Source organism: Microbacterium sp. ARD31, assembly GCF_031844425.1.
This window is the reverse complement of sequence record NZ_JAUZVE010000027.1, coordinates 35,551-56,476: the sequence shown is the minus strand read 5'-3', so window position 1 is coordinate 56,476 and position 20,926 is coordinate 35,551. Positions and strand designations below refer to the sequence as shown.

23 protein-coding genes are annotated in these 20,926 nt (G+C 73.1%); 15 read left to right on the top strand and 8 right to left on the bottom strand.

The window, feature by feature from the left end; all coding sequences use genetic code 11:
• The first annotated feature begins 30 nt into the window (after positions 1–30).
• From Q9S36_RS35840 to Q9S36_RS35815, 6 genes are all read left to right on the top strand, one after another.
• A complete protein-coding gene (locus Q9S36_RS35840) occupies positions 31–1,182 on the top strand; it encodes an acyl-CoA dehydrogenase family protein (protein ID WP_311289564.1) in 1,152 nt (383 codons plus the stop codon).
• Between the two features lie 24 nt (positions 1,183–1,206).
• Positions 1,207–2,346, top strand: a complete 1,140-nt coding sequence (locus Q9S36_RS35835) for an acyl-CoA dehydrogenase family protein (protein WP_311289563.1) — start codon at positions 1,207–1,209, stop codon at positions 2,344–2,346.
• A 10-nt stretch (positions 2,347–2,356) separates the two neighbouring features.
• Positions 2,357–3,508, top strand: a complete 1,152-nt coding sequence (locus Q9S36_RS35830; protein WP_311289562.1) for an acyl-CoA dehydrogenase family protein — start codon at positions 2,357–2,359, stop codon at positions 3,506–3,508.
• A gap of 47 nt (positions 3,509–3,555) precedes the next feature.
• Positions 3,556–3,801, top strand: a complete 246-nt coding sequence (locus Q9S36_RS35825; protein WP_311289561.1) for a hypothetical protein — start codon at positions 3,556–3,558, stop codon at positions 3,799–3,801.
• Between the two features lie 84 nt (positions 3,802–3,885).
• Positions 3,886–4,206 carry a metalloregulator ArsR/SmtB family transcription factor gene (locus Q9S36_RS35820; protein ID WP_311289560.1) on the top strand — a complete coding sequence of 107 codons (321 nt, stop codon included), beginning with the start codon at positions 3,886–3,888 and terminating at the stop codon, positions 4,204–4,206.
• Positions 4,203–4,688 (top strand): SRPBCC family protein, encoded by a 486-nt coding sequence (locus Q9S36_RS35815; protein ID WP_311289559.1) that lies wholly within the window; start codon positions 4,203–4,205, stop codon positions 4,686–4,688. The genes Q9S36_RS35820 and Q9S36_RS35815 overlap by 4 nt, the downstream gene beginning before the upstream one ends.
• Here Q9S36_RS35815 and Q9S36_RS35810 read toward each other — a convergent pair.
• Together Q9S36_RS35810 and Q9S36_RS35805 are read right to left on the bottom strand one after the other, a co-directional pair.
• The gene (locus Q9S36_RS35810) at positions 4,685–5,707 is read right to left on the bottom strand and encodes a GNAT family N-acetyltransferase (RefSeq protein WP_311289558.1); all 1,023 of its coding nucleotides are present in this window, start codon (positions 5,705–5,707) and stop codon (positions 4,685–4,687) included. The genes Q9S36_RS35815 and Q9S36_RS35810 overlap by 4 nt on opposite strands.
• On the bottom strand, positions 5,704–7,392 hold the full coding sequence (locus tag Q9S36_RS35805; RefSeq protein WP_311289557.1) for an ATP-binding cassette domain-containing protein: 1,689 nt from the start codon (positions 7,390–7,392) through the stop codon (positions 5,704–5,706). The genes Q9S36_RS35810 and Q9S36_RS35805 overlap by 4 nt, the downstream gene beginning before the upstream one ends.
• Before the next feature lie 96 nt (positions 7,393–7,488).
• Between Q9S36_RS35805 and Q9S36_RS35800 the strand changes: the two genes are divergently transcribed.
• A complete protein-coding gene (locus Q9S36_RS35800) occupies positions 7,489–8,742 on the top strand; it encodes an Nramp family divalent metal transporter (RefSeq protein WP_311289556.1) in 1,254 nt (417 codons plus the stop codon).
• A 3-nt stretch (positions 8,743–8,745) separates the two neighbouring features.
• Here the strand turns inward: Q9S36_RS35800 and Q9S36_RS35795 are convergent, their stop codons facing one another.
• The 4 genes from Q9S36_RS35795 to mgrA all read right to left on the bottom strand — a co-directional run bounded on the left by Q9S36_RS35795 (position 8,746) and on the right by mgrA (position 13,208).
• Positions 8,746–9,483: an N-acetyltransferase gene (locus tag Q9S36_RS35795; RefSeq protein ID WP_311289555.1), complete on the bottom strand. Its 738-nt coding sequence runs from the start codon at positions 9,481–9,483 to the stop codon at positions 8,746–8,748.
• An 86-nt stretch (positions 9,484–9,569) separates the two neighbouring features.
• Positions 9,570–10,679 carry a hypothetical protein gene (locus Q9S36_RS35790; RefSeq protein ID WP_311289554.1) on the bottom strand — a complete coding sequence of 370 codons (1,110 nt, stop codon included), beginning with the start codon at positions 10,677–10,679 and terminating at the stop codon, positions 9,570–9,572.
• A gap of 115 nt (positions 10,680–10,794) precedes the next feature.
• Entirely contained in the window at positions 10,795–12,177 is a 1,383-nt protein-coding gene (locus Q9S36_RS35785) for an FAD-dependent oxidoreductase (RefSeq protein ID WP_311289553.1), read from the bottom strand.
• Positions 12,174–13,208 (bottom strand): L-glyceraldehyde 3-phosphate reductase, encoded by a 1,035-nt coding sequence (mgrA, locus tag Q9S36_RS35780; protein ID WP_311289552.1) that lies wholly within the window; start codon positions 13,206–13,208, stop codon positions 12,174–12,176. The genes Q9S36_RS35785 and mgrA overlap by 4 nt, the downstream gene beginning before the upstream one ends.
• A gap of 125 nt (positions 13,209–13,333) precedes the next feature.
• Here mgrA and Q9S36_RS35775 point away from each other — a divergent pair, with 125 nt between their 5' ends.
• Genes Q9S36_RS35775 through Q9S36_RS35765 form a run of 3 tightly spaced genes read left to right on the top strand, consistent with a single transcriptional unit; the run spans position 13,334 to position 16,320 of the window.
• Positions 13,334–14,578, top strand: a complete 1,245-nt coding sequence (locus Q9S36_RS35775; protein ID WP_311289551.1) for a cytochrome P450 — start codon at positions 13,334–13,336, stop codon at positions 14,576–14,578.
• A gap of 28 nt (positions 14,579–14,606) precedes the next feature.
• Positions 14,607–15,350: a class E sortase gene (locus tag Q9S36_RS35770; RefSeq protein ID WP_311289550.1), complete on the top strand. Its 744-nt coding sequence runs from the start codon at positions 14,607–14,609 to the stop codon at positions 15,348–15,350.
• Between the two features lie 43 nt (positions 15,351–15,393).
• Positions 15,394–16,320, top strand: a complete 927-nt coding sequence (locus Q9S36_RS35765) for an aminoglycoside phosphotransferase family protein (protein WP_311289549.1) — start codon at positions 15,394–15,396, stop codon at positions 16,318–16,320.
• On the opposite strand, the gene Q9S36_RS35760 is transcribed toward Q9S36_RS35765, so the two are convergent.
• Positions 16,317–16,916: a methyltransferase gene (locus Q9S36_RS35760; protein WP_311289548.1), complete on the bottom strand. Its 600-nt coding sequence runs from the start codon at positions 16,914–16,916 to the stop codon at positions 16,317–16,319. The two genes, Q9S36_RS35765 and Q9S36_RS35760, sit on opposite strands and share 4 nt — an antisense overlap.
• Positions 16,909–17,745: a tRNA pseudouridine(38-40) synthase TruA gene (truA, locus tag Q9S36_RS35755; RefSeq protein WP_311289547.1), complete on the bottom strand. Its 837-nt coding sequence runs from the start codon at positions 17,743–17,745 to the stop codon at positions 16,909–16,911. The genes Q9S36_RS35760 and truA overlap by 8 nt, the downstream gene beginning before the upstream one ends.
• 128 nt (positions 17,746–17,873) lie before the next feature.
• On the opposite strand from truA, the gene Q9S36_RS35750 reads away from it, so the two are divergent.
• From Q9S36_RS35750 to Q9S36_RS35730, 5 genes are read left to right on the top strand one after another with little or no spacing between them, the layout of a single operon-like run.
• Positions 17,874–18,236 (top strand): metalloregulator ArsR/SmtB family transcription factor, encoded by a 363-nt coding sequence (locus Q9S36_RS35750; protein ID WP_311289546.1) that lies wholly within the window; start codon positions 17,874–17,876, stop codon positions 18,234–18,236.
• Positions 18,233–18,751: an SRPBCC family protein gene (locus Q9S36_RS35745; protein WP_311289544.1), complete on the top strand. Its 519-nt coding sequence runs from the start codon at positions 18,233–18,235 to the stop codon at positions 18,749–18,751. The genes Q9S36_RS35750 and Q9S36_RS35745 overlap by 4 nt, the downstream gene beginning before the upstream one ends.
• Positions 18,751–19,329: a TIGR03086 family metal-binding protein gene (locus Q9S36_RS35740; protein WP_311289543.1), complete on the top strand. Its 579-nt coding sequence runs from the start codon at positions 18,751–18,753 to the stop codon at positions 19,327–19,329. Before Q9S36_RS35745 ends, Q9S36_RS35740 begins: the two co-directional genes overlap by 1 nt.
• Positions 19,326–19,925 (top strand): dihydrofolate reductase family protein, encoded by a 600-nt coding sequence (locus Q9S36_RS35735; RefSeq protein ID WP_311289542.1) that lies wholly within the window; start codon positions 19,326–19,328, stop codon positions 19,923–19,925. Before Q9S36_RS35740 ends, Q9S36_RS35735 begins: the two co-directional genes overlap by 4 nt.
• Positions 19,926–19,953: 28 nt before the next feature.
• Positions 19,954–20,910, top strand: a complete 957-nt coding sequence (locus Q9S36_RS35730) for a 2-dehydropantoate 2-reductase (RefSeq protein ID WP_311289541.1) — start codon at positions 19,954–19,956, stop codon at positions 20,908–20,910.
• The last annotated feature ends 16 nt before the right edge of the window (positions 20,911–20,926 follow it).

The window sequence follows — 20,926 nt, the reverse complement described above, 5'->3', positions numbered from 1 at the left end:
TGGGGCCACCCACCCCACCCGAGGAGTCACATGCAGCTGGAGCTCAGCCCCGCCGACGCCGAGTTCCGTGACCGCCTGCGGGAGCTCTTCACCACCAAGGTCCCCCAGGAGATCCGGGACACCGTGCTCGAGGGGCGCCACCTGACCAGGGACCAGATCGTCGAGTCGCAGCGCATCCTCAACGCCGAGGGCCTCGCCGTGCCGCACTGGCCGGTCGAGTGGGGCGGGCAGGACTGGACCGAGCTGCAGCGACACCTCTGGCACGAGGAGATACAGCGCGCGGGCGTGCCGGTCCCGCTGGCGTTCAACGCCTCCATGATCGGCCCGGTCATCGCGCACTTCGGCACCCAGGAGCAGAAGGAGCGGTTCCTCCCGCCCACCGCTAACCTCGACATCTGGTGGTCGCAGGGCTTCTCCGAGCCCGACGCCGGCTCCGACCTGGCGAGCCTGCGGACGAGCGCGGTCCGCGACGGTGACGACTGGGTCGTCAACGGGCAGAAGACCTGGACGACCCTCGGACAGCACGGCGACTGGATCTTCACCCTCGTGCGCACCGACCCCGAGGTGAAGAAGCAGGCCGGCATCTCGATGCTGCTCATCGACATGACGACCCCCGGGGTGGAGGTCCGTCCCATCGAGCTCATCGACGGCGGCCACGAGGTCAACGAGGTGTGGTTCTCCGACGTCCGGGTGCCCGGCGACCTGCTGGTCGGCGAGCTCAACGGCGGCTGGACGATCGCCAAGTTCCTCCTCGGCAACGAGCGGGTCGGCGTGGCGCCGGTCGGCGCCACCAAGCGGGCGCTGGCCGCGCTCAAGGCCAACGCCGGCGACCTGCTCGACGACCCGCTGGTACGTGCCCGGATCGCCGAGCTGGAGACCGACCTGCTCGCCCTCGAGCTCACCGCGCTGCGCGTGGTCGCGCACTCCACCGACGGCGCGCCCCACCCGGCGTCCTCCGTCCTGAAGCTCCGCGGCACCGAGCTCCAGCAGGCCGTCAGCGAGCTCGCCCTCGACCTCGCCGGACCGGCGTCCCTGGCCGCCCGGGCCGACGACGACTCCCCTCAGGCCGGCTGGGCGCGACGGGCCGCGCCCACCTACCTCAACCTCCGCAAGGCGTCGATCTACGGCGGGTCCAACGAGATCCAGCGCCAGATCATCAGCCGCACGATCCTGGGCCTCTGAGCCCGCCCCCCTGAGGAGCCGACCATGGACTTCACCTACGACGACGAGCAGCAGGCCCTCCGCGAGGCCGTCCGCGGCCTCCTCGCGACGGCGTACGCCGACCACGAGGCGCGGCGCCGCACCGTGGCCGCCGACCCGGGCTTCGACGAGGCGCTGTGGGGCCGCCTCGCCGAGATGGGCGTGCTGGGCCTGCCTTTCAGCGAGGACGACGGCGGCGTGGGCGCCGGGCCCGTCGAGATCGGCATCGTGTGCCAGGAGCTCGGCCGCGTGCTCGCGCCCGAGCCCTACCTCTCCAGCGTCGTGCACGCCGGCGGGCTGGTCGCCGCGCTCGGCACCCCGGAGCAGCGGGCCGACCTGCTCGGCCGGCTGAGCGCCGGGGAGATCGTGCTCGCCGCCGCCGACACCTCGCCCGGGGCGCGCTGGACCTCGGGGACGGACGGCGTGCGCGCCTCGCTCGCGGGCGACTCCTGGACCCTCGACGGGGTCGCCGACCCGGTCGTCGGCGGAGCCCGTGCCGACCGCCTCGTGGTGACGGCGGCCCTGCCCGGCGGCGGCACCGGCGCCTTCCTCGTCGCCGGCGACGACGTGGAGCGCACCGGCTACGTCGCCGCCGACCTCACCCGCGCGGCCACCGTCCGCCTCAGCGGCACGGCAGCGACGCCGCTCGGCGAGCCGGGCCGGGACCTGGGCGCGAGCATCGCGACGATCAGCGACCTCACCCGGATCATGGGTGCCAACCAGGCGCTCGGCGTGATGCAGACCCAGGTCCGCGCGACCACCGGCTACCTCACGAGCCGCAAGCAGTTCGGCGTCACCCTCAACACCTTCCAGGCGCTCACCTTCCGGGCCGCGGACATGTACGTCTCCCTCGAGCTGGCGCAGAGCATGGTCGACTGGGCGACGATGACCATCGCCGGCGGCGACCCGGCGGCGGTGGCCGACGCCGCCGACCGCGTCGGCCTGGTCATCAGCCGCACGGGCCGCCACGTCGGCCAGGAGGCGATCCAGCTGCACGGCGGCATCGGCATGACGGCCGAGTACACCGTCGGCGTCGGCACCGCGCACCTCGAGGTGCTCGAGCAGTGGCTCGGCAACGGCGGCCACCACCTGGCGCGGCTGGCGTCGCGCGTCGACGACCACGACCTCGTCGACGCGCTCGCGTGAGGCAGCGCTGATGGACCTGTCGCTCAGCGAGGAGCAGGAGGCCTTCCGCGCGCTGGCGCGGGACTTCCTCGAGCGCGAGGCGGTCCCCCACCGCATGCAGTGGGACCACGACGAGGCGGTCGACCTCGCCATCGTGCCCAAGATGGCCGAGCTCGGCTTCTTCGGGCTCACCATCCCCGAGGAGTACGGCGGCGTGGGCGGCGACTACGTGACGTACTCGCTCGCCATGGAGGAGCTCGGCCGCGCCGACTCGGCGTTGCGCGGCATCGTCTCGGTCAGCAGCGGACTGGTGGGCAAGTCGATCCTCGCCCACGGCACCGAGGAGCAGAAGCAGGAGTGGCTGCCGCACCTCGCCAGCGCGACGAGGCTCGGCTGCTTCGGCCTCACCGAGCCCGGCACCGGCTCCGACGCCGGCAACCTCACCTCGCGCGCCGCCCGCTACGGCGCGGACTGGGTGATCGACGGGCAGAAGCTGTTCATCACCAACGGCACCTGGGCCGACGTCGCGCTGGTCTTCGCGCGCACCAGCGACGACGGCCCGCGCGGCGTCACGGCGTTCCTGGTCCCCACCGACACGCCCGGCTTCGAGGCCCGCGAGGTCCGGGGCAAGCTGGGGCTGCGGGGCCAGGCGACCGCCGAGCTGTTCCTCCACGACGTCCGCGTGCCGGACAGCGCGCGGCTCGGCGAGGTCGGGCAGGGCTTCAGGATCGCCATGGGCACCCTCGACAAGGGGCGTCTCGCGGTCGCGTCGGGCTGCGTCGGCATCGTCCAGGGCTGCCTCGAGGCATCGGTCGCCTACGCGACCGAGCGCACCCAGTTCGGCCGCCCGATCGCGTCCTTCCAGCTCGTGCAGGACCTCATCGCCGACATGTCCGTCGACGCCGACGCCGCCCGCCTGCTCGCCTGGCGGTGCGCCGCGCTCATCGACCGCGGGGAACCCCACGGCGTGGCCGCCTCCAAGGCCAAGCTGTTCGCCTCCGAGGCCGCGGTCCGCGCGGCCAACAACGCCGTCCAGGTCCACGGCGGCGCCGGCTACGTCGACGACTTCCCGGTCGCGAAGTACCTCCGCGACGCCCGGGTGATGACCCTCTACGAGGGCACCTCCCAGATCCAGAAGCTCATCATCGGGCGCGACGAGACCGGCGTCAGCGCCTTCACCTGAGCGATCGTGAGCCGGATCGGATCGCGGCACCGGGGTACCGGACCTGCATGGAGTTCACAGAGATCCACGGAGACCTGGGCGCGCCCGTGCAGGACGTGGCCCAGGAGGCGATCGACGCCACCGCCACGCGCTACGCCCGCACGCCCGACGTCGACGTGCTCCAGACCCTGCGCGAGCAGCTGCACGGCCGGGGGCTGGCAGCCGTGTCCGACACCGAGCTCGAGGAGGTGGCGGCCAGCATCCGCGCCGGGCACGCCGTGCAGCTCGGCGAGCACGACGGCTCGGTGGATTGAGCCGGCCCCTGTCGTCCCTACCGCCCGGGCCCACCTGTAGCGGGTCCTTGACCAGCCCTCTTGGTAAGTCGTAACTTACCGTTCGTGACCGCTTACGCATCGGACGCACCGCTGGACCCGTGGACGCTCCTCGGCGACCCCACCCGTCGCAGCATCGTGGAACGGCTCTCCGCTGCCCCGTGCTCGGTCACCCAGCTGGCGGACGAGCTACCGGTGAGCCGCCCTGCTGTCAGCCAGCACCTGAAGGTGCTGAAGGACGCCGGACTCGTGCACGACGAGGCGCAGGGGACGCGGCGGGTGTACTCGCTCGATGCCGCCCGCCTGGCCCGCTACCGGCGGGAGCTCGACGCGTTCTGGAGCTCCACGCTCCACCAGCTCGACACCCTGACCCAGGAGGACCGATGAGCGAACCTCAGAACGAACCGCAATCCGAGCTGCGTCACGAGGTGACTGTCGCGGTGCCGCCGCAGGCAGCGTTCGACGCGTTCCTGCAGCTCGACCGCATCAAGCCGCGCGAGCACAACCTGCTCGCCGTCCCCATCGCCGAGACCGTCGTCGAACCGCATGTGGGCGGCGGCATCATCGACCTCGGAACGGACGGCACCCAGTGCCAGTGGGGCACCGTCCTGGCCTATGACCCTCCGAACCGGTTCACGTTCAGCTGGAACATCGGCCCGGACTGGCAGACCACCGACGACTCCGACCGCGTCAGCGAGGTCGAGGTGACCTTCACCGCCGACGGCGACGGCACCCGCGTCACGCTCATCCACCGGCACCTCGAACGTCATGGGGACGGGTGGGAGTCCCTGCGCGACGGCGTGGACGCCGCCGACGGCTGGCCGCTGTACCTGGACCGTTTCGCGGCCGTCGCCGCACAGGCTGGCTAGCCCAGCTTCTTCTGGAAGTCCCCCAGCCGCGCGACCGGTCGGAAGCCCATCGCCTCGTTGACCCCGATCATGTGGCGGTTGAGCTCGGCGTTGTACGTCGTCACGCGGACGATGTCGGGGCGCTCGGCCTGGAGCAGCCGGAGGTTCGCGACCTTGACCGCGACGCCCAGCCGGTGGCCGCGGTGCGAGGGATGGACCAGCGTCCCCCACTGGTAGGCCCGGCCGGGCTCGTGGATCGTCGTGGCGAGGTCGGAGTAGGCGACCAGGTCGCCGTCGGCGGACAGCGCGACGGTGTTGTACTTGGTGCGACCCTGTCGCTCGAGCATCGCCTCCTGCTCGCGGACCGCGTCGGTGCTCACCGCCTCCTGCTCGACCTCCAGGTCGCCGGTCGGCGCCTCGGTGACGAGCGTCGAGGTGAGCCGCGCCCACCCGTCGAGGAGGTCGTCGGGCACCGGCCCGGACCACGACCGCAGGGTGTACGCCCCGTGGGCGCGGGCGGCGTCGTCGGCGAGCCCGGCGAGCACCCGGTCCTCGACGGGCAGCGCCAGCTCGCGCTGCACCTCCGACAGCGCGAGCTCGAAGCCGACCGCCCGGGCGAACTCCGGTCCGGAGGCACCGGTGCCGGCCGAGCCGGCGTCGTAGGGCCAGGACGCCAGCCCGGTCATCACCCGCCGTCCGCGGGCCGCGGCCTCGGACTCCAGCCGCGCGAGGAGCGCCGAGCCCACCCCGCGCCGCCGCGCCGACGGCAGCACGTGCACGTCGAGCTCGGCCAGCGCCAGGTTGTCGAGGAGGGGCGTGCGCAGCCAGCCCGCCCCCACCGTCTCGCCGTCGAGGACGGCCGACCAGCCGAGGCTGCGGGCGCGCGAGCCGGTGTCCTGCAGCATCGCGCGCACCTCCTCGCGCTGCCACGGCGTCGCCACCTCGCCGAGCTCGTGGCGGGCGGAGACGAGGTAGACGTGGTGCCAGGCGGCGAGCGCCGCGTCGTCGTCGGGATCGAGTGGCGAGATGTCCGGCGTCATCGCGCGCGGCTCACCCGGCCCTCGTCCCACACGGGACCGTCGGACTCGTAGACCTCGCCGTCCGCTCCGTAGACCAGGAACCGGTCGAAGCCGCGGGCGAACCACCGGTCGTGGGTCACGGCGAGCACCGTCCCCTCGAAGGCCTCCAGCCCGGCCTCGAGCGCCTCCGCCGACTGCACGTCGAGGTTGTCGGTCGGCTCGTCGAGCAGGAGCAGCGTGGCGCCCGACAGCTCGAGCAACAGGATCTGGAAGCGCGCCTGCTGGCCGCCGCTGAGCGACTCGAAGGTCTGCTCCCCCGCGTGCGCGAGCTCGTAGCGGTCGAGCACCCGGCTCGCCGCCTCGCGGCCCATGCCGGCCCGCCCGTCCGGGCGGCCGTCGCCGCGGTGCAGGATCTCCAGGAGGGTGCGGCCGACCAGCTCCGGGTGCTCGTGGGTCTGCACGAACCACCCCGGGCGCACGCGGGCCCCGAGCTTCGCGTTGCCGGTGTGCGCCACCGGCGCGGGTGGGTCGCCCACGGGCCGGTGCTCGATGTCGGGGTCGCTGCCTCCCGCGGCGAGGAGCCGCAGGAAGTGGGACTTGCCGGACCCGTTCGAGCCCAGCACGGCGACCCGCTCGCCGTACCAGACCTCGAGGTCGAAGGGCTTCATCAGGTTGGTCAGCTCGAGGTCGGTGCAGACCACGGCGCGCTTGCCGGTGCGACCGCCCTTGAGCCGCATCGTCACCTGCTGCTCGCGCGGCTGCTCGGTCGGGGGCCCGGCGTCCTCGAACTTCTTCAGCCGCGTCTGGGCGGCGCGGTACTGCGAGGACATGCCGTCGTTGTACTCGGACTTGATCTTGAGCCGCAGCACCAGCGCCTTGATCTTGGCGTGCTCCTCGTCCCAGCGCCGGCGCATCTCCTCGAGCCGCTCGAAGCGGTCGCTGCGCGCCTCGTGGTAGCTGGCGAACCCCCCGGGGTGGGTCCACACCAGGTTGCCGGCGCTGCCGAGCTCGACGGTGACGATCCGGGTCGCGGTGTTGTTCAGCAGCTCGCGGTCGTGGCTGATGAACAGGATGGTCTTGGGCGACTCGCGGATCCGGTCCTCGAGCCAGATCTTGCCGGGGACGTCGAGGTAGTTGTCGGGCTCGTCGAGCAGCAGCACCTGGTCGGGCCCGCGGAGCAGGTACTCCAGCACCAGCCGCTTCTGCTCGCCGCCCGACAGGGTGCTCAGCAGGCGGTGCCGCGCCCGGTCGAACGGCATGCCCATCGACGCGGTGGTGCACACGTCCCACGTCACCTCGACGTCGTACCCGCCGGCGTCGGCGTACTCACCGAGCGCGGTGGCGTACGCCATCTGGCTGGCCTCGTCGTCGGTGTCCATCAGCGCGAGCTCGGCGGCGTCGACCGCCTCGGCCGCGGCCCGCACGCGGGGCGGAGCGACGCTGAGCAGCAGGTCGTGAACCGTCTCGTCGCCACCTCCGTGGCCGACGAACTGTCGCATCACGCCGAGGCCGCCGGAGCGGGTGACGACGCCGGCGTGGGGCGTGAGGTCGCCGGTGACGATGCGCAGGAGCGTGGTCTTGCCGGCGCCGTTGGCGCCGACGAGCGCGACCTTCTGGCCGTCGCCGACACGGAAGCTCACGTCGTCGAGCAGCACCCGCCCGTCGGGAAGCTCGTACCTGACCCCGGCAACGTCCACGTGTCCCACGCGGAGGATTCTCGCAAGCCGCCCCGTCCCGCGTCGCGTGGTTATCGCCACCGCAGCCGCCCGGCAACGGTCTAGACCGGGGTTAGGGTGCTGGTCATGGCTGACACCACCTCGACCGAGCAGAGCACCGTCCCCCGGTGGCGCATCATCGGACCGGGCCTCGTGGTCGCGGCGACCGGCGTCGGCGCGGCCGACCTGGTCGCCACCCTCATCGCGGGTCAGAAGTTCGGCTACACGCTGCTGTGGTGCGTGGTCGTGGGCTGCGTGATGAAGATCGTGCTGGTCGAGGGGGCGGGCCGCTACTCGCTCGCCACCGGACGGACCATCTTCGAGGGCTGGCGCAGCCTGGGCGCGTGGACGACCTGGTACTTCGGGCCCTACATCGTGGTCTGGGGGTTCGTCTACGGCGCCGCCGCGATGGCCGGCACCGGTCTCGCCCTCCAGGGGCTGCTGGGCGGGCTCTCGACGACCTGGTGGGGCATCCTCTCCGGCCTGCTCGGTCTCGTGCTCGTGTGGACCGGTCGCTACAGCGTGTTCGAGAAGGTCCTCGCCGCGCTCGTCGGCGTCATGTTCGTGACGATGGTCGGCGCGGCGCTGCTGACGCTGCCCAACCTCGGTGAGCTGCTCACCGGCCTCGCGCCGCGGATCCCGGACGACGGCCTGGTCAACACCCTCGCCCTCGCCGGGGGCGTCGGCGGCACGATCACGCTGGCCGCCTACGGCTACTGGCTGCGCGAGAAGGGCTGGAGCACCCCGCGCTACATGCGGGTCATGCGAATCGACAACACCGTGGCCTACGTCGTCACGGGCATCTTCGTGCTCGCCACCCTCGTCGTCGGCGCCGAGCTGCTGTACTCCACCAGCGTCGCGATCGAGTCCGGCGACGCCGGTCTGCTCGACCTCGGCGTCGTCCTGCAGGACCGGTACGGCGACTGGGCGGGCAAGCTGTTCCTGCTCGGCTTCTGGGCGGCCGCAATGTCGTCGCTGGTCGGCGTCTGGAACGGCGTCAGCCTGATGTTCGCCGACTTCGTGACCCACGTGACGAACGGCCCCGCGGAGGACGCCCGTGCGGGCGGGAAGTGGTACCGCGCCTACATCCTGTGGCTGACGTTCCCGCCGATGACGATGATGTTCCTCGGCAAGCCGGTCTGGCTGATCCTGGCCTACGGCGTGCTCGGCGCCTTCTTCATGCCGTTCCTCGCGGTGACGCTGATCTGGCTGCTCAACACCGACCGCACGCCCGCGGAGTGGCGCAACAAGCTGCACTCCAACGTGCTGATGGTGCTGTGCGCCCTGGCCTTCCTCGCGCTGTGCGTCAACGAGGTGCGCAAGGCGATCGACGGCGCCTGAGCCTCACACCCCAGTGGCGTGCCGGACCCACACGTTCGGCTCGACGTAGACCGCGACGCCGTGCTCGGCGTCGCACATCACCGGAGCCAGCGCGCCCGGCACCTCGACGGGCCCGGTCGTGTCGAACGGCAGACCCGTCCACTCGCGCCACTCCTCGACGGTGCCAGGGATGACCATCGAGCGCGGGGCGACCCGGTCGATGACGCCGCCGGCACGCACGTGCACGCGCAGCCACGGGTCGACCGGCAGGCCGTCGTCGCGGGTGCGGAAGGCGTACGCCGACATCGGCTCGTGGACGTCCGTCTTGCCGTTGGGCCGCACCGGGGCCAGCAGCTCGCGATGGCCGAGCCGCCCGGCGTTGTCGCGCAGCGCGGCCAGCATGACGCCCGACAGGCCCGTGCCCTGCAGCGCGGGCTCGATGGCGATCTCCGCCGCCGTGACGGCGTCGGGCTCCTCTCCCCAGATGCGCGTGAGCAGCGCGTTGCGCAGGGCGAAGTCCCAGCCGTTGTCGGGCAGGTCGCCGTCGGGGAGCCGGAACGGTGCGCTGAACGCCTTGGCGACGATCCGTCCGGTGCCGTCGAGGGCGACCAGGACGTAGTCGAGGAAGTACTCCTCGAGGCAGGCGTAGTAGGAGTTCCCGATCGGGTCGTGCTTCATGAACTCCGGCCACGAGGTCTCCATGTCCCAGAAGACGTCCATCAGGTCCGGGCGCTGCGCGAGCGGGAGGATCTCGAGGTCCATGGGCTCATTGTCGTGAGGGCGGCAAGGGGTTTGTGCGTCGCGCGACACCGCCCCCGGCCGGTGGCCGGGGGCGGTGGTGGTGCGGGTCAGCTGCCGGAGACGATCCCGGGCAGCGCGGCGTCGAACAGCTCGACCACCGTCTCGGCCGGCAGCACCATGCTGCGCGGCCTCGCGGCCGCCGCCAGGTCGGCGCCCCAGTCCGCGGCACGCTCGCGCTGCAGCGGCGTGCCGTGGTGGCCGGGACTGGCGAACTGGCAGTCGCCCACGGTGTAGAAGCTCAGCAGCGCGTCGGCCACTCGCTTGCGGTTCAGCGCGAGCCCCTTCTTGTGCGTGGCGTAGTAGGACGCCATCGCGTCGGCCATCAGCTCGGTGCGCCGCGTGGCCTCCGCCGGGTCGCTCGGTCCGCTGTCGAAGGTGCCGAGCTCGTACTGGACGTGGTGGGCGAACTCGTGCGCCATGATCACCCGCGGTCCGACGTCGCCCAGCCCGATGGCGTCGTAGGCCTCGAGGATGCCGTCGCCGAAGACCAGCTTGTCGGGCAGCGCGGCGATGACCGGGTCGCTCTCCCCCTCCCCGCTGAAAGCGTACGCGTTGAGCGTCCAGAGCGGGTTCAGGTAGAAGTCGCCCTGCGCCTGCATGAACGCCGCGACCGTCTCGGCCTCCTCGGTGATCTCGGCGGGCGTCATCGGGTCGAGCTCCCCGGTCTGGACCATCAGGGTCAGCGTCGCGGCGATCCGGTCCGCGTCGAGCAGGCCGTCGGGGTGCATGGCCATCAGCTGGATGTCGTCGGACTCGATGTCCCAGAACCGCTGGAGGTCGCGGTAGGTGTTGGTGAGCTGGCGGGCGTGCGAGTCGAGCGCGAAGTCGGGGTCGTCGGGACTGCCGAAGAACAGCGCCTCGTAGGTCGGCATGGCGAGCAGGACGTCCTGGTGGGCGACCAGGAAGGCGAACTGCTCGTCGGTCATCTCGGCGAGCAGGCCGTCGATGTAGTCGTCGAGGAGCGTCGTGGTGCACTCGCTGGGGTCGACGGCGTCGCGGAGCGCGGCCCGGGCCGGGACCTCGACGAGCTCGTGCTGTGCGTGGGTGCGTGCTGCGCTCGGGGCGGCGGACGTCGCGGTGGCGACGGGGGCGAGGACTCCGAGCGGGAGAAGGGCCGCGGCGCCGAGCGCCACGGACCACCGAAGATGTCTGCTCACAGGGATCTCCTAGTGGGTGATTGCCGAACGGCTCGTCCGGTGGGGACGACCTCCCAACGTAGGCCGCGACGCAGCCGTTGGCGAGACCCTCCCCACCCGGAGGCAGGTCCTCCGCTCAGAGCCGTTCGGCGACCCGCCGCGCCGCCACCTGCAGGACCTCCCACGCAGTCGCGAAGGGCGGCGCGTAGGAGAGGTCCATCCATGCCAGGTCGTCGACGGTGCCCCCGGCCCAGAGCACCGCGGCGGCGGTGTCGATCCGCTTTCCGGCGCCGTGCCCGCCGACCACCTGCACCCCCAGCAGGCGCCGGGTGGTGCGGTCGGCCATGACCCAGATGGCGATCGGCTCGGCCTCGGGCATGTAGCCGCTCGCGGTCGTGCCCTCGGTGAGCAGCGCGACCGGGTCGTGGCCGGCCGCTTCCGCGTCGGCGCGCGAGAGGCCCGTGCGGGCGATCTCGAGGTGGACCTCGCCGACCGAGAAGCGGGTGATGGCGGTGTCGACCATGCCGTCGAAGGCGAGCGCTCCGCCCGCCAGGCTGTCGCCGAGCGCACGACCGTGCTTGGTGGCGTACGTCCCGAGCGGGCGGTAGACCCACTGGTCGTCGAGGCGGCGGCGCACCTCGCAGCAGTCGCCGGCCGCCCACACGTGCTCGGCCACCCGGCCGTGCGGGTCCGGGCGCAACGCGCCGTTGGCGGCCATCGGCAGGTCCGCGCCGTCGAGGAACCCGGTGGCCGGGAGGATGCCGATCGCGACCACGACGAGGTCGGCCTCTCGGCTCCCGCCGTCCCAGTGCACGCCGGTGACGGTGTCGCCGTCGAGGTCGAGGCCGGTGACCTCGGACCCCAGCACCAGCTCGGCGCCGGCCGCGACGAGGGCGGCGTTGACCCGGTCGGAGAGCTCGTCCTCGAGCATCGACATCCCGCGGCCCCGCGTGATGACCGTGACGCCGAGGCCGCGTCGCAGCGCGGTCTCGGCCACCTCGACGCCGATGTAGCCGCCCCCCACGACCACCACGTGCGCGTCGTCACCGGCGGCCGCGAACCGATCGAGCCACGCGGCGCCGTCGTCGAGGGTCTTCACCACCCCGACCCGGCCGTGCAGCGACCCGTCGTCGCGCCGGGCCCAGTCGGGCACCACGGCCGGGGCACCGGTCGCCACGACGAGCTCGTCGAAGCCGACGACCTCGCCCGTGCCCGTGGTGAGAGTGCGCCCGCGCAGGTCGGCCGCGACCACCTCCACGCCCAGGCGCAGGTCGATCCCGGCCGCGCGGTGCTCCTCCGCGGTGCGCGCCACCAGGTCGTCCCCGCTGCCCACCTCGCCGGCCATCCAGTACGGGATCCCGCACGCGCTGTACGACGTGTGGGCGCCCCGGTCGAGGACGGTGACCGCGAGCTCGCGGCCGGTGCGGCGCGCCGTGCGGAGCGCCTGGTGCGCGGCGGACATGCCCGCGGCGTCCGCACCGACGACCACGACGCGCGTCGGACCCAGCGGCGCGCTCACTCCTCGGTCTGCTTCGCCCAGAGGTTGATCCCCGACTCGACGGCGTAGCGGTCGATCTCGGCCAGCTCGTCGTCGGTCAGCGGGGCGAACGCGAGGGCGTCGAGGTTGGTGTCGAGCTGCTCGACGCTGGAGGCGCCGATGACCGCGCTGGTGACCCGGTCGTCGCGGAGCACCCACTGGAGGGCGAGCTGGGCCAGCTTCTGTCCCCGTCGGGAGGCGATCTCGTCGAGCCCCCGGACCCGGTCGAGGACCTCCTCGTTCAGCCCGGTCAGCGTCGAGTCGTCGCGGGCCGCGCGCGAGTCGGCCGGCACGCCGTCGAGGTAGCGGTCGGTGAGCAGCCCCTGCGCGAGGGCCGAGAAGACGATGCACCCCATCCCCTGCTGCTCCAGCTCGTCGAGCAGGCCGCCCTCGACCCAGCGGTTGAGCATGTTGTAGGACGGCTGGTGGATCAGCAGCGGCGTCCCCAGGTCGCGGGCGATCCCGGCCGCCTCCCGCGTCTTCGCCGCGGAGTACGACGAGATGCCGGCATAGAGCGCGCGCCCGGAGCGCACTGCGGTGTCCAGCGCCATCATCGTCTCCTCGACCGGCGTCTCGGGGTCGAAGCGGTGGCTGTAGAAGATGTCGACGTAGTCGAGCCCGAGCCGCGCCAGCGACTGGTCGAGGGAGGCCAGGACATACTTCCGCGAGCCGCCGCCCTGGCCGTACGGGCCTGGCCACATGTCCCAGCCCGCCTTCGTCGAGATGACGAGCTCGTCGCGGTAGGGCTTGAAGTCGTCCTTGAGGTAGCGGCCGAAGTTCTCCTCGGCACGGCCGTAGGGCGGGCCGTAGTTGTTGGCCAGGTCGATGTGGGTGACGCCGCGGTCGAACGCGCGACGCAGGATCGCGCGCTGCGTCTCCTCGGGACGGTCGGTCCCGAAGTTCTGCCAGAGGCCGAGCGAGAGGGCCGGCAGCTTCAGTCCGCTCCTGCCGGTGAAGCGGTAGGGCGTGCCGGTCGCGTCGTCGTACCTGTCGGAGGCTGCGTCGTAGGCCATGGGCCCCATCCTGCCGCCTGGACCGAACGGGTGGGGGCGTCCGGGGGTCACCCCGAGGCGGACCTGGGTGATGGCCGGGGAGAATCCCGATGGCGCAGGCCGCGCCGAACGGGTGGACTTGGACCATGACGACCTCGTTCCGGACCCGGGCACTTCGCGTCGCGGTCACCTCGAGCCGCCGCATCCCGGCGCGGGTCCGGTACCCGCTCCAGCGAGACGGGGTCGACCCGGTCGCCCGGCTGGAGGCCAGCCGGGTCAGCGGCGACGTGGTGCCCCTGGTCCGCCTGCTCGGTGTCCGCGTCTGGCTCGTGACCGGGTACGACGTCGCCCGCGCGGTGCTCGCCGACTCCGACTCCTTCGCCAACGACGTGCGCGGCCTGATCGGCCGCCAGGACCGTGCCCCCGCGGAGCGGATCGGCGGCCTGGGCATGACCGACCAGCCCGACCACGGGCGGCTGCGGTCGGTGCTGACGCCGTACTTCACGCGGCGCCGGCTCGCCGACCTGCAGGCCGACATCGATCGCGTGGTCGAGGCGGCCCTCGACGACATGGCGGCGCACGGGCCGGAGGTCGACCTGGTCCGCCGGTTCGGGTTCACCGTGCCGTTCGGGGTCATCTGCGACCTGCTCGGCATGCCGGAGGTGGACCGTGACGAGTTCCGCCGCCGCGGTGCCGCCCGGTTCGACCTCCGCGACGCGGGGGCCGGCATCTTCGACACCGCGGCCGGCACCCGGCAGTACCTCATCGACCTGGTGGCCGCCGAGCGCCGCGCGCCGCACCTGCCCGAGGGCCTGGTCTCGCGGATGGTCGCCGACCACGGCGACGAGTTCGACGACGTCGAGCTCGGCGGGCTGGCCGACGGCGTCTTCCTCGGTGGCTACGAGACCAGCGCGAGCATGCTCTCGCTCGGCACCTACGTGCTCCTGCAGTCCCCCGACGCGTGGGCGACGCTGCGCCGCGGCGAGCCCCACGAGGTGGACCGGGTCGTGGAGGAGCTGTTGCGCTTCGTCTGCCCGGTGCAGGTCGCCTTCCCCCGCGTCGCCCGGCACGAGGTCACCGTCGGCGACCGCGTGCTCCGCAAGGGCGACATCGTGCTCGTCTCGCTCACCGGCGCCGGCCGCGACCCCGCGCGACACGCGGACCCCGCGCGCTTCGACCCGACCTCGGCAGCCCCCGGCACCCTCGCCTTCGGCCACGGCCTGCACCGCTGCGTCGGCGCCGAGCTGGCCCGGATGGAGCTGCGCACCGCGCTCGTCGCCCTCGCCCGTCGGTTCCCCGACCTCACCCTCGCCTGCGACCCGGCCGACCTGCGCTTCACCGAGCTCGCCATCGTGCACGGCGTGGAGCGCCTGCCCGTCCATCTCGGCTGACGACCAGCGCCTGCGTACCGTGGAACGGGTGGCAGGCCGGATCGGCGTCCTCGCAGGATGTCTCGTGGCCGCGGCGGCGGTCGCGGCCACCGCGGCCTGCGCCGCCGACGAGCCACGCCGCGGTGCGCCCGGCGAGCGTCGTACGACGTCGGCGCCCGCGCAGCCGAGCTCCTCCCCCACCACGGACCCCGTTCCCAGCGCGTCGTCCGCCCCGTCGCCGTCGTCCACCCCGGAGCCCGAGCCGGAGCCCGCACGACCCGAGCCGCGGCGTTCCTTCGTCTCGGTCCCCGCGATCGGGCTGCGCGACTTCCCGGTGGTCCGCTATCCCGGGTCCCCCGACGACGCCCCCGGCACCGACATCCAGAACGCCGGTGAGATGGCGTCACCGCGCGGCCCCCGTGGCGGCACCGGACCCGGCGAGGTCGGCAACTACATCGTCACCGGCCACCGCCTGACCGGTCCCGCTCCCCTGCGGTACTCGCCGTCCCTGCGCCGTGGCGACCGGATCCTGGTCCGCACCGGCGACACCGTCTTCGTCTACGAGGTGCGACGCACCCGCTGGACGTCGTTCCGCGAGCCCGCCTCCCTCCGCGCCCAGCGGGCCGAGGTGCCGGGCCGGCCGGGCCAGGAGGCCACCCGGGCGATGATCACGCTGTCGACCTGCGCCACGATCGAGGACCACGCGGCCGGCAACTACTGGGCCGACGAGTTCGACAACCCCGAGCACCGCATCGACAAGATCGGCGTCCTGGTCGCGACCCGCCCAGCCTGAAATCCGTTGCCCCCACACCCCGGCACCGGCTGGAATGCTCGCCATGTCCGACCTCGAGCAGCGGTGGCGCGAGCCGGCCTTCCTGGCCGCGGCGCACGCCTGGATCCACGAGCAGCTCGACGACACCCTCCCAGGACCGGTGCTGCGGATCGAGCAGACGCACGTCACCGACTGGTCGACGGTCATGCGGGTCACGACGCGCGACGCCGTGGTGTGGTTCAAGGCCAACGACGAGACGATGCGCCACGAGGCCGCGGTCACCGCGTTCCTCGCACCCCGCTCGGGACAGCGGGTCGCCCGGCCGATGGCGTTCGACCCCACCACCGGCTGGATGCTGATGAGCGACATGGCACCGCGACTGCGCGAGGTCGTCGCGGAGGAACGCAGCCTCGACCGCTGGCCCGAGGTGCTGGAGGCCTACGCCCGCATCCAGCTCGCGTGCGATGACGAGGTCGACGCCCTGCTCGCCCTCGGGCTGCCCGACCGACGGCTGTCCACCCTCCCCGACGCGTACGCCGACCTGCTGGAGGAGCTGGTCGACCCCGACCCGCGGCTGCCCGGGCCCGAGGTGATCGAGGAGCTGTGCGCCCGGCTGGCGGCCCACGGCATCCGCGAGACCGTCCAGCACGACGACCTGCACGACGGCCAGGTCTTCGTGCCGAACGGCCGCGCCCACGTCCTCGACTGGGGCGACGCGTGCGTCTCCCACCCGTTCTTCACGCTGTCGGTGACGCTGGAGGGCGTCATCGCGTGGGGCGTGGACGACGAGGAGGGCTCGGAGGACCTCGAGCCCCACCTCGCGGCGTACCTGCGCCCGTTCGAGGAGCGCTACGCGGGTGTCGACCTGCGTGACGCCGCCCGGGTCGCGATGCGGCTCGGCTGGGTCTGCCGGGCAGTCAACGGGCACCTGCCCCAGGACCCGGGCAGCACGCACACGCGGCTGCGGATGTTCGTGGACGGGAGGCCCTAGCCGGCGCGCCGCGTCTCCAGCACCCGGAAGCCCTTGCTGCTGGCGAGGCGCTCGGTCGGCCAGCCCTGGTCGGTGAGCCACCGCTGGAGCGAGTCGGCGCCGAGGTTCTTCCCGACCACCATCACCATCCGCCCGCCGGGCGCGAGCCGCGGCAGCCAGGTCAGCAGCAGCTCGTGCAGCGCCTCCTTGCCGATGCGGATCGGGGGGTTCGACCAGATCTCGTCGAAGACCTGGTTGCCCGGCACCTGCTCGGGCGTGCAGGCGACGAAGCGTGAGTCGAGGCCGGCCGCGCGGGCGTTCTCGTTGGCCAGCAGCAGGGCCCGCTCGTTGACGTCGACGGCGGTGACGTTGGCCAGCGGGACCGCCTTCGCGATGGCGAGCCCGATGACGCCGTAGCCGCAGCCGAGGTCGAGGAACTGGCCCTGCACCGGCGCCTCGAGCTCCTTGAAGAGCACCGCGGTGGCGTGGTCGAGGTGACCCCGGCTGAAGACGCCGGAGCCGGTCTCGAAGGTCAGCTCGTGGCCCCACAGCTCGGCGGTGAAGCTCTCCCGCTCGAACGGCACGGCTGGGTCGGCGGAGAAGTAGTGCTCAGGCATCGATCGCCTCTCGTCGGGCTCGGGCTCGGTCGGCCTGCGCGGCCAGCTCGGTGTCGTCGGGGTAGCCGACCTCCTCGAGGGTGAGGCCGTGCGCGTGGACGACCCGCACGCCGGCGTCGCGCCGGCGCCCGGCCATCACCTCGGCGGGCCAGCCGACCGGCTTGCGGCCCTCGCCGACGGCGAGGAGGCTGCCGACCAGCGCCCGGACCATGTTGTGGCAGAACGCGTCGGCGCGCACGTCGCCGACGACGAGCCCCGCGTCGTCGCGGCGCCACGAGAGGTCGAGCAGGGTGCGCACCGTGGTCGCGCCCTCGCGCTGCTTGCAGAAGGCGGCGAAGTCCCGCAGCCCGAGCAGGGGGACGGACGCCTCGTTCATCGCCCCCACGTCGAGGGGGCGGCCCCAGGACAGCACGAAGCCGCGCACGAGGGGGTCGGCGAGCCCCTGGGTGTCGGCGACGCGGTAGGCGTACCGCCGCCAGACCGCGGAGAAGCGGGCGTCGAAGCCCGGCGGCGCCTCGCACACCCGCCGGACGCGCAGGTCGGGCGGGAGGATGCCGTCGACCCGGCGGGCCAGCGCCTCCAGCGGCGGGTCGCTCGACCGACCGGCGGACGCCGTCACCACGCCGGGCTCGACGTCGAGGTGGGCGACCTGGCCGCGGGCGTGCACGCCGGCGTCCGTGCGCCCGGCGACCGTGACCCGGACCTCCGCCAGACGCAGCGCGGTGGCCAGGGCGGCCTCCAGGGTGCCTTGGACGGTGCGCAGCCCGGGCTGGGCGGCCCAGCCGGAGAAGTCGGCGCCGTCATAGGCACAGTCGATCCGCAGGCGCACCCCACGATCCTAGGCGGCTGCCCGACGGACGCCGCCGCCGCGGGCCGAGCCTTGGTCAACCTGATGGTTGACAAAGGCCGGCCATCGTCCTACCTTCTATTCAACCGATCAGTTGAAGAAGGTGCCTCGTGACCGACCAGCTCTCCCGCGTCTTCGCCGCCCTCGCCGATCCCACCCGGCGCGACATGGTGGCCCGGCTGACGGAGTCCGACCACACGGTCAACGACCTCGCCGCGCCGTACGACGTCAGCCTCCAGGCCGTCTCCAAGCACCTCAAGGTGCTGGAGGAGGCCGGCCTGGTGAGCCGGACCCGGGACGCGCAGCGCCGGCCCGTGCACCTGGAAGCCGAGGTGTTCGACCTGATGACCGCCTGGATCGAGCGCTACCGCCGACAGGCCGAGGAGCGCTTCGCGCGCCTCGACGCCGTGCTCGCGCGGATGCAGGACGCCGAGGACCCCACCGCCCACCCGCAGGAAGGAACCGCATCATGACCGTGCAGTCCACCGACACCACGACCCGCTACGCCGAGGCCGCCATCGAGCCCGACGAGAAGGTCCCCGCGATCCACGTCTGGCGCGACTTCGCCGCCACACCTGCCCAGCTGTTCCGGGCGCACACCGACCCCGAGCTCTACGCGCAGTGGATCGGCCCGGACGGCGTGGGTGCCGACATCACCCACTGGGACGCCCGCGACGGCGGCAGCTGGCGCTACACCGCCCGCGGCACCGACGGCCGTGAGGATTTCGAGACCTCGTTCCACGGCTGCTTCCACACCGTGCGGGAGGACCGCATCGTGCAGACCTTCACATGGGACGGCATGCCCGACGCGGTGTCCCTGGAGACCATGACCTTCGAGGACCTCGGCGACGGCCGCACCCGCCTGCACGCATTCAGCCTGTGCGACTCCTTCGAGGGTCGCGACGCCTGGCTCCGCAGCGGCATGGAGGTCGGCGTCAACGACGGCTACGCCGCCATCGACCGCCTCCTCGCGGAGGGCGCGATCTGATGGCGCTCGCGGAGAACCCGGCCGACCGCCACGCGGCCGTCGCCGGGGACTTCGGCCGGCTGGTCGCGCGGACACCGGACTGGTCGGCCCCCTCGCCCGTCGACGGGTGGACCGCACGCGACGTCGTCGCGCACCTCGTCGAGTGGTTCCCGGGCTTCCTGTCCGGCGGCGGGATCGAGCTGCCCGCCGGTCCGGCGGTGTCCGACGACCCGCAGTCCGCGTGGCAGCACCAGACCGAGGCGGTGCAGGCCCTCCTCGAGGAGCGCGGCGAGGAGTCGTTCACCCACCCCCGCGCCGGCACCCACCGGCTCGCCGAAGCCGTCGACACGTTCTACACCGCCGACGTGTTCATGCACTCCTGGGACCTCGCCCGCGCCGGCGGCCTGGACCCCGCCCTCGACGAGGACCACGCCGCGAGGATGCTCGCCGGCATGCAGCCCATCGAGCAGCTCCTGCGCGACTCCGGTCAGTACGGACCGGCGGTCCCGGTGCCGGACGACGCTCCCGCCGTCGACAGGCTGATGGGGTTCATCGGCCGCGACCCGACCTGGCGCGCCGGTGACGGAGGCACGCGATGAGCACCGTCGTGATGCACAACGTGGTCTCGCTGGACGGGTTCATCGCCGACCCGCACGACGACCCGGGCCCGCTGTTCGACTGGTACTTCAACGGCGACCGGCCCCTCTCCGCGCAGGACATGGACGACCCGGCGCCCGGCGGCCTGCGGGTGTCGCAGGCGTCGTACGACCACGTCCGACCGGTGTGGGACGCCGTCGGCGCCATGGTGATCGGCCGCCACCTCTTCGACATCACCAACGGCTGGGAGGGGCGTCCCCCCACGGGTGACCACGTGGTCGTGGTGTCGCACCGGCCCAGTCCCGAGGGCTGGCACCCGGAGGCGTCCTACCACTTCGTCGACGACGTCTCCCGCGCGCTCGCCACCGCCCGGGAGCTGGCGGGCGACCGGACGGTCTCCGTGGCCGCGGGCGACGTGGGCGGCCAGGCGCTCGCCCTCGGCCTCGTGGACGAGGTCGCGATGGACCTCGTGCCGGTCGTGATGGGCACCGGCAAGCGCTACTTCGGCGCCATCGACACCCAGCACCTCCTCGACGACCCCCACGTCGTCGTCCAGGGCGACCGCGTCCTCCACCTCCGGTTCCGCGTGCGCCGCTGACCGCCGTCCCCCTCGTAGGGTCGGGGGCATGAGGTACGTCGTCTACGGCGCGGGCGCCGTCGGAGGAGTCGTCGGCGGCACGCTCGCCCGCGCCGGCAACGCCGTCACGCTGGTGGCCCGGGGTGCGCACCTGGAGGCCATCAGGGCCGGCGGGCTGGTGCTGGACGCCGGCGACGGCCGGCACGTCGTGGACGTCCCGGCGACCGACACCGCAGCCGACGTCGCGTGGACCGACGACACCGTCGTCGTGCTCGCCGTGAAGTCGCACCAGGTCGCGACCGCGCTCGACGACCTCCGCCGTCACGCCCCCCTCGACACCCCGGTGGTGTGCGCCACCAACGGCATCGCCACCGAGGTGGCCGTGCTGCGCCTGTTCGCCCGGACGTACGCCGTGTGCGTGATGCTGCCCGCCTCGCACCTCGAGCCGGGGGTGGTCGTGGCGGCGTGCCACCCCACGCCGGCGATCCTCGACATCGGCCGCGTCCCCGGCGGCACCGACGCCACGACCGCGGCCGTCCGCGCCGACCTCCGTGGCGCCGGGATCGAGAGCGAGGAGCGCGACGACGTCCTCGCCTGGAAGCGCCGCAAGCTCCTCACCAACCTCGGCAACGGCGTCGACGCGTCCTTCGCCCAGGGCCCGGCCGCCGACGAGCTCGCCGAGCGTGCCCTGGCCGAGGGCGAGGCGGTGCTCGCCGCGGCCGGGCTGTCGGTCGTGACCGCGGAGGACGACACAGCGCGGCGCGGCACGATCCTCCGGCGCCGCCCCGACCTGGAGCGTCGCGGCGGCTCGACCTGGCAGAGCCTGCGGCGCGGCACCGGCGACTCGGAGATCGACTACCTCAGCGGCGAGGTCGTGCTGCAGGGCCGGCTTCTCGGCGTACCCACCCCGGTGAACGAGGCGGTCGTCGCCGCCACCCGCCACCTCGCCACCACCGGGGGTGCTCCCCGCAGCCTCGACGCCGCCGCCGTGCTGGCGACCCTGTGACGCACGGAGACCCGCC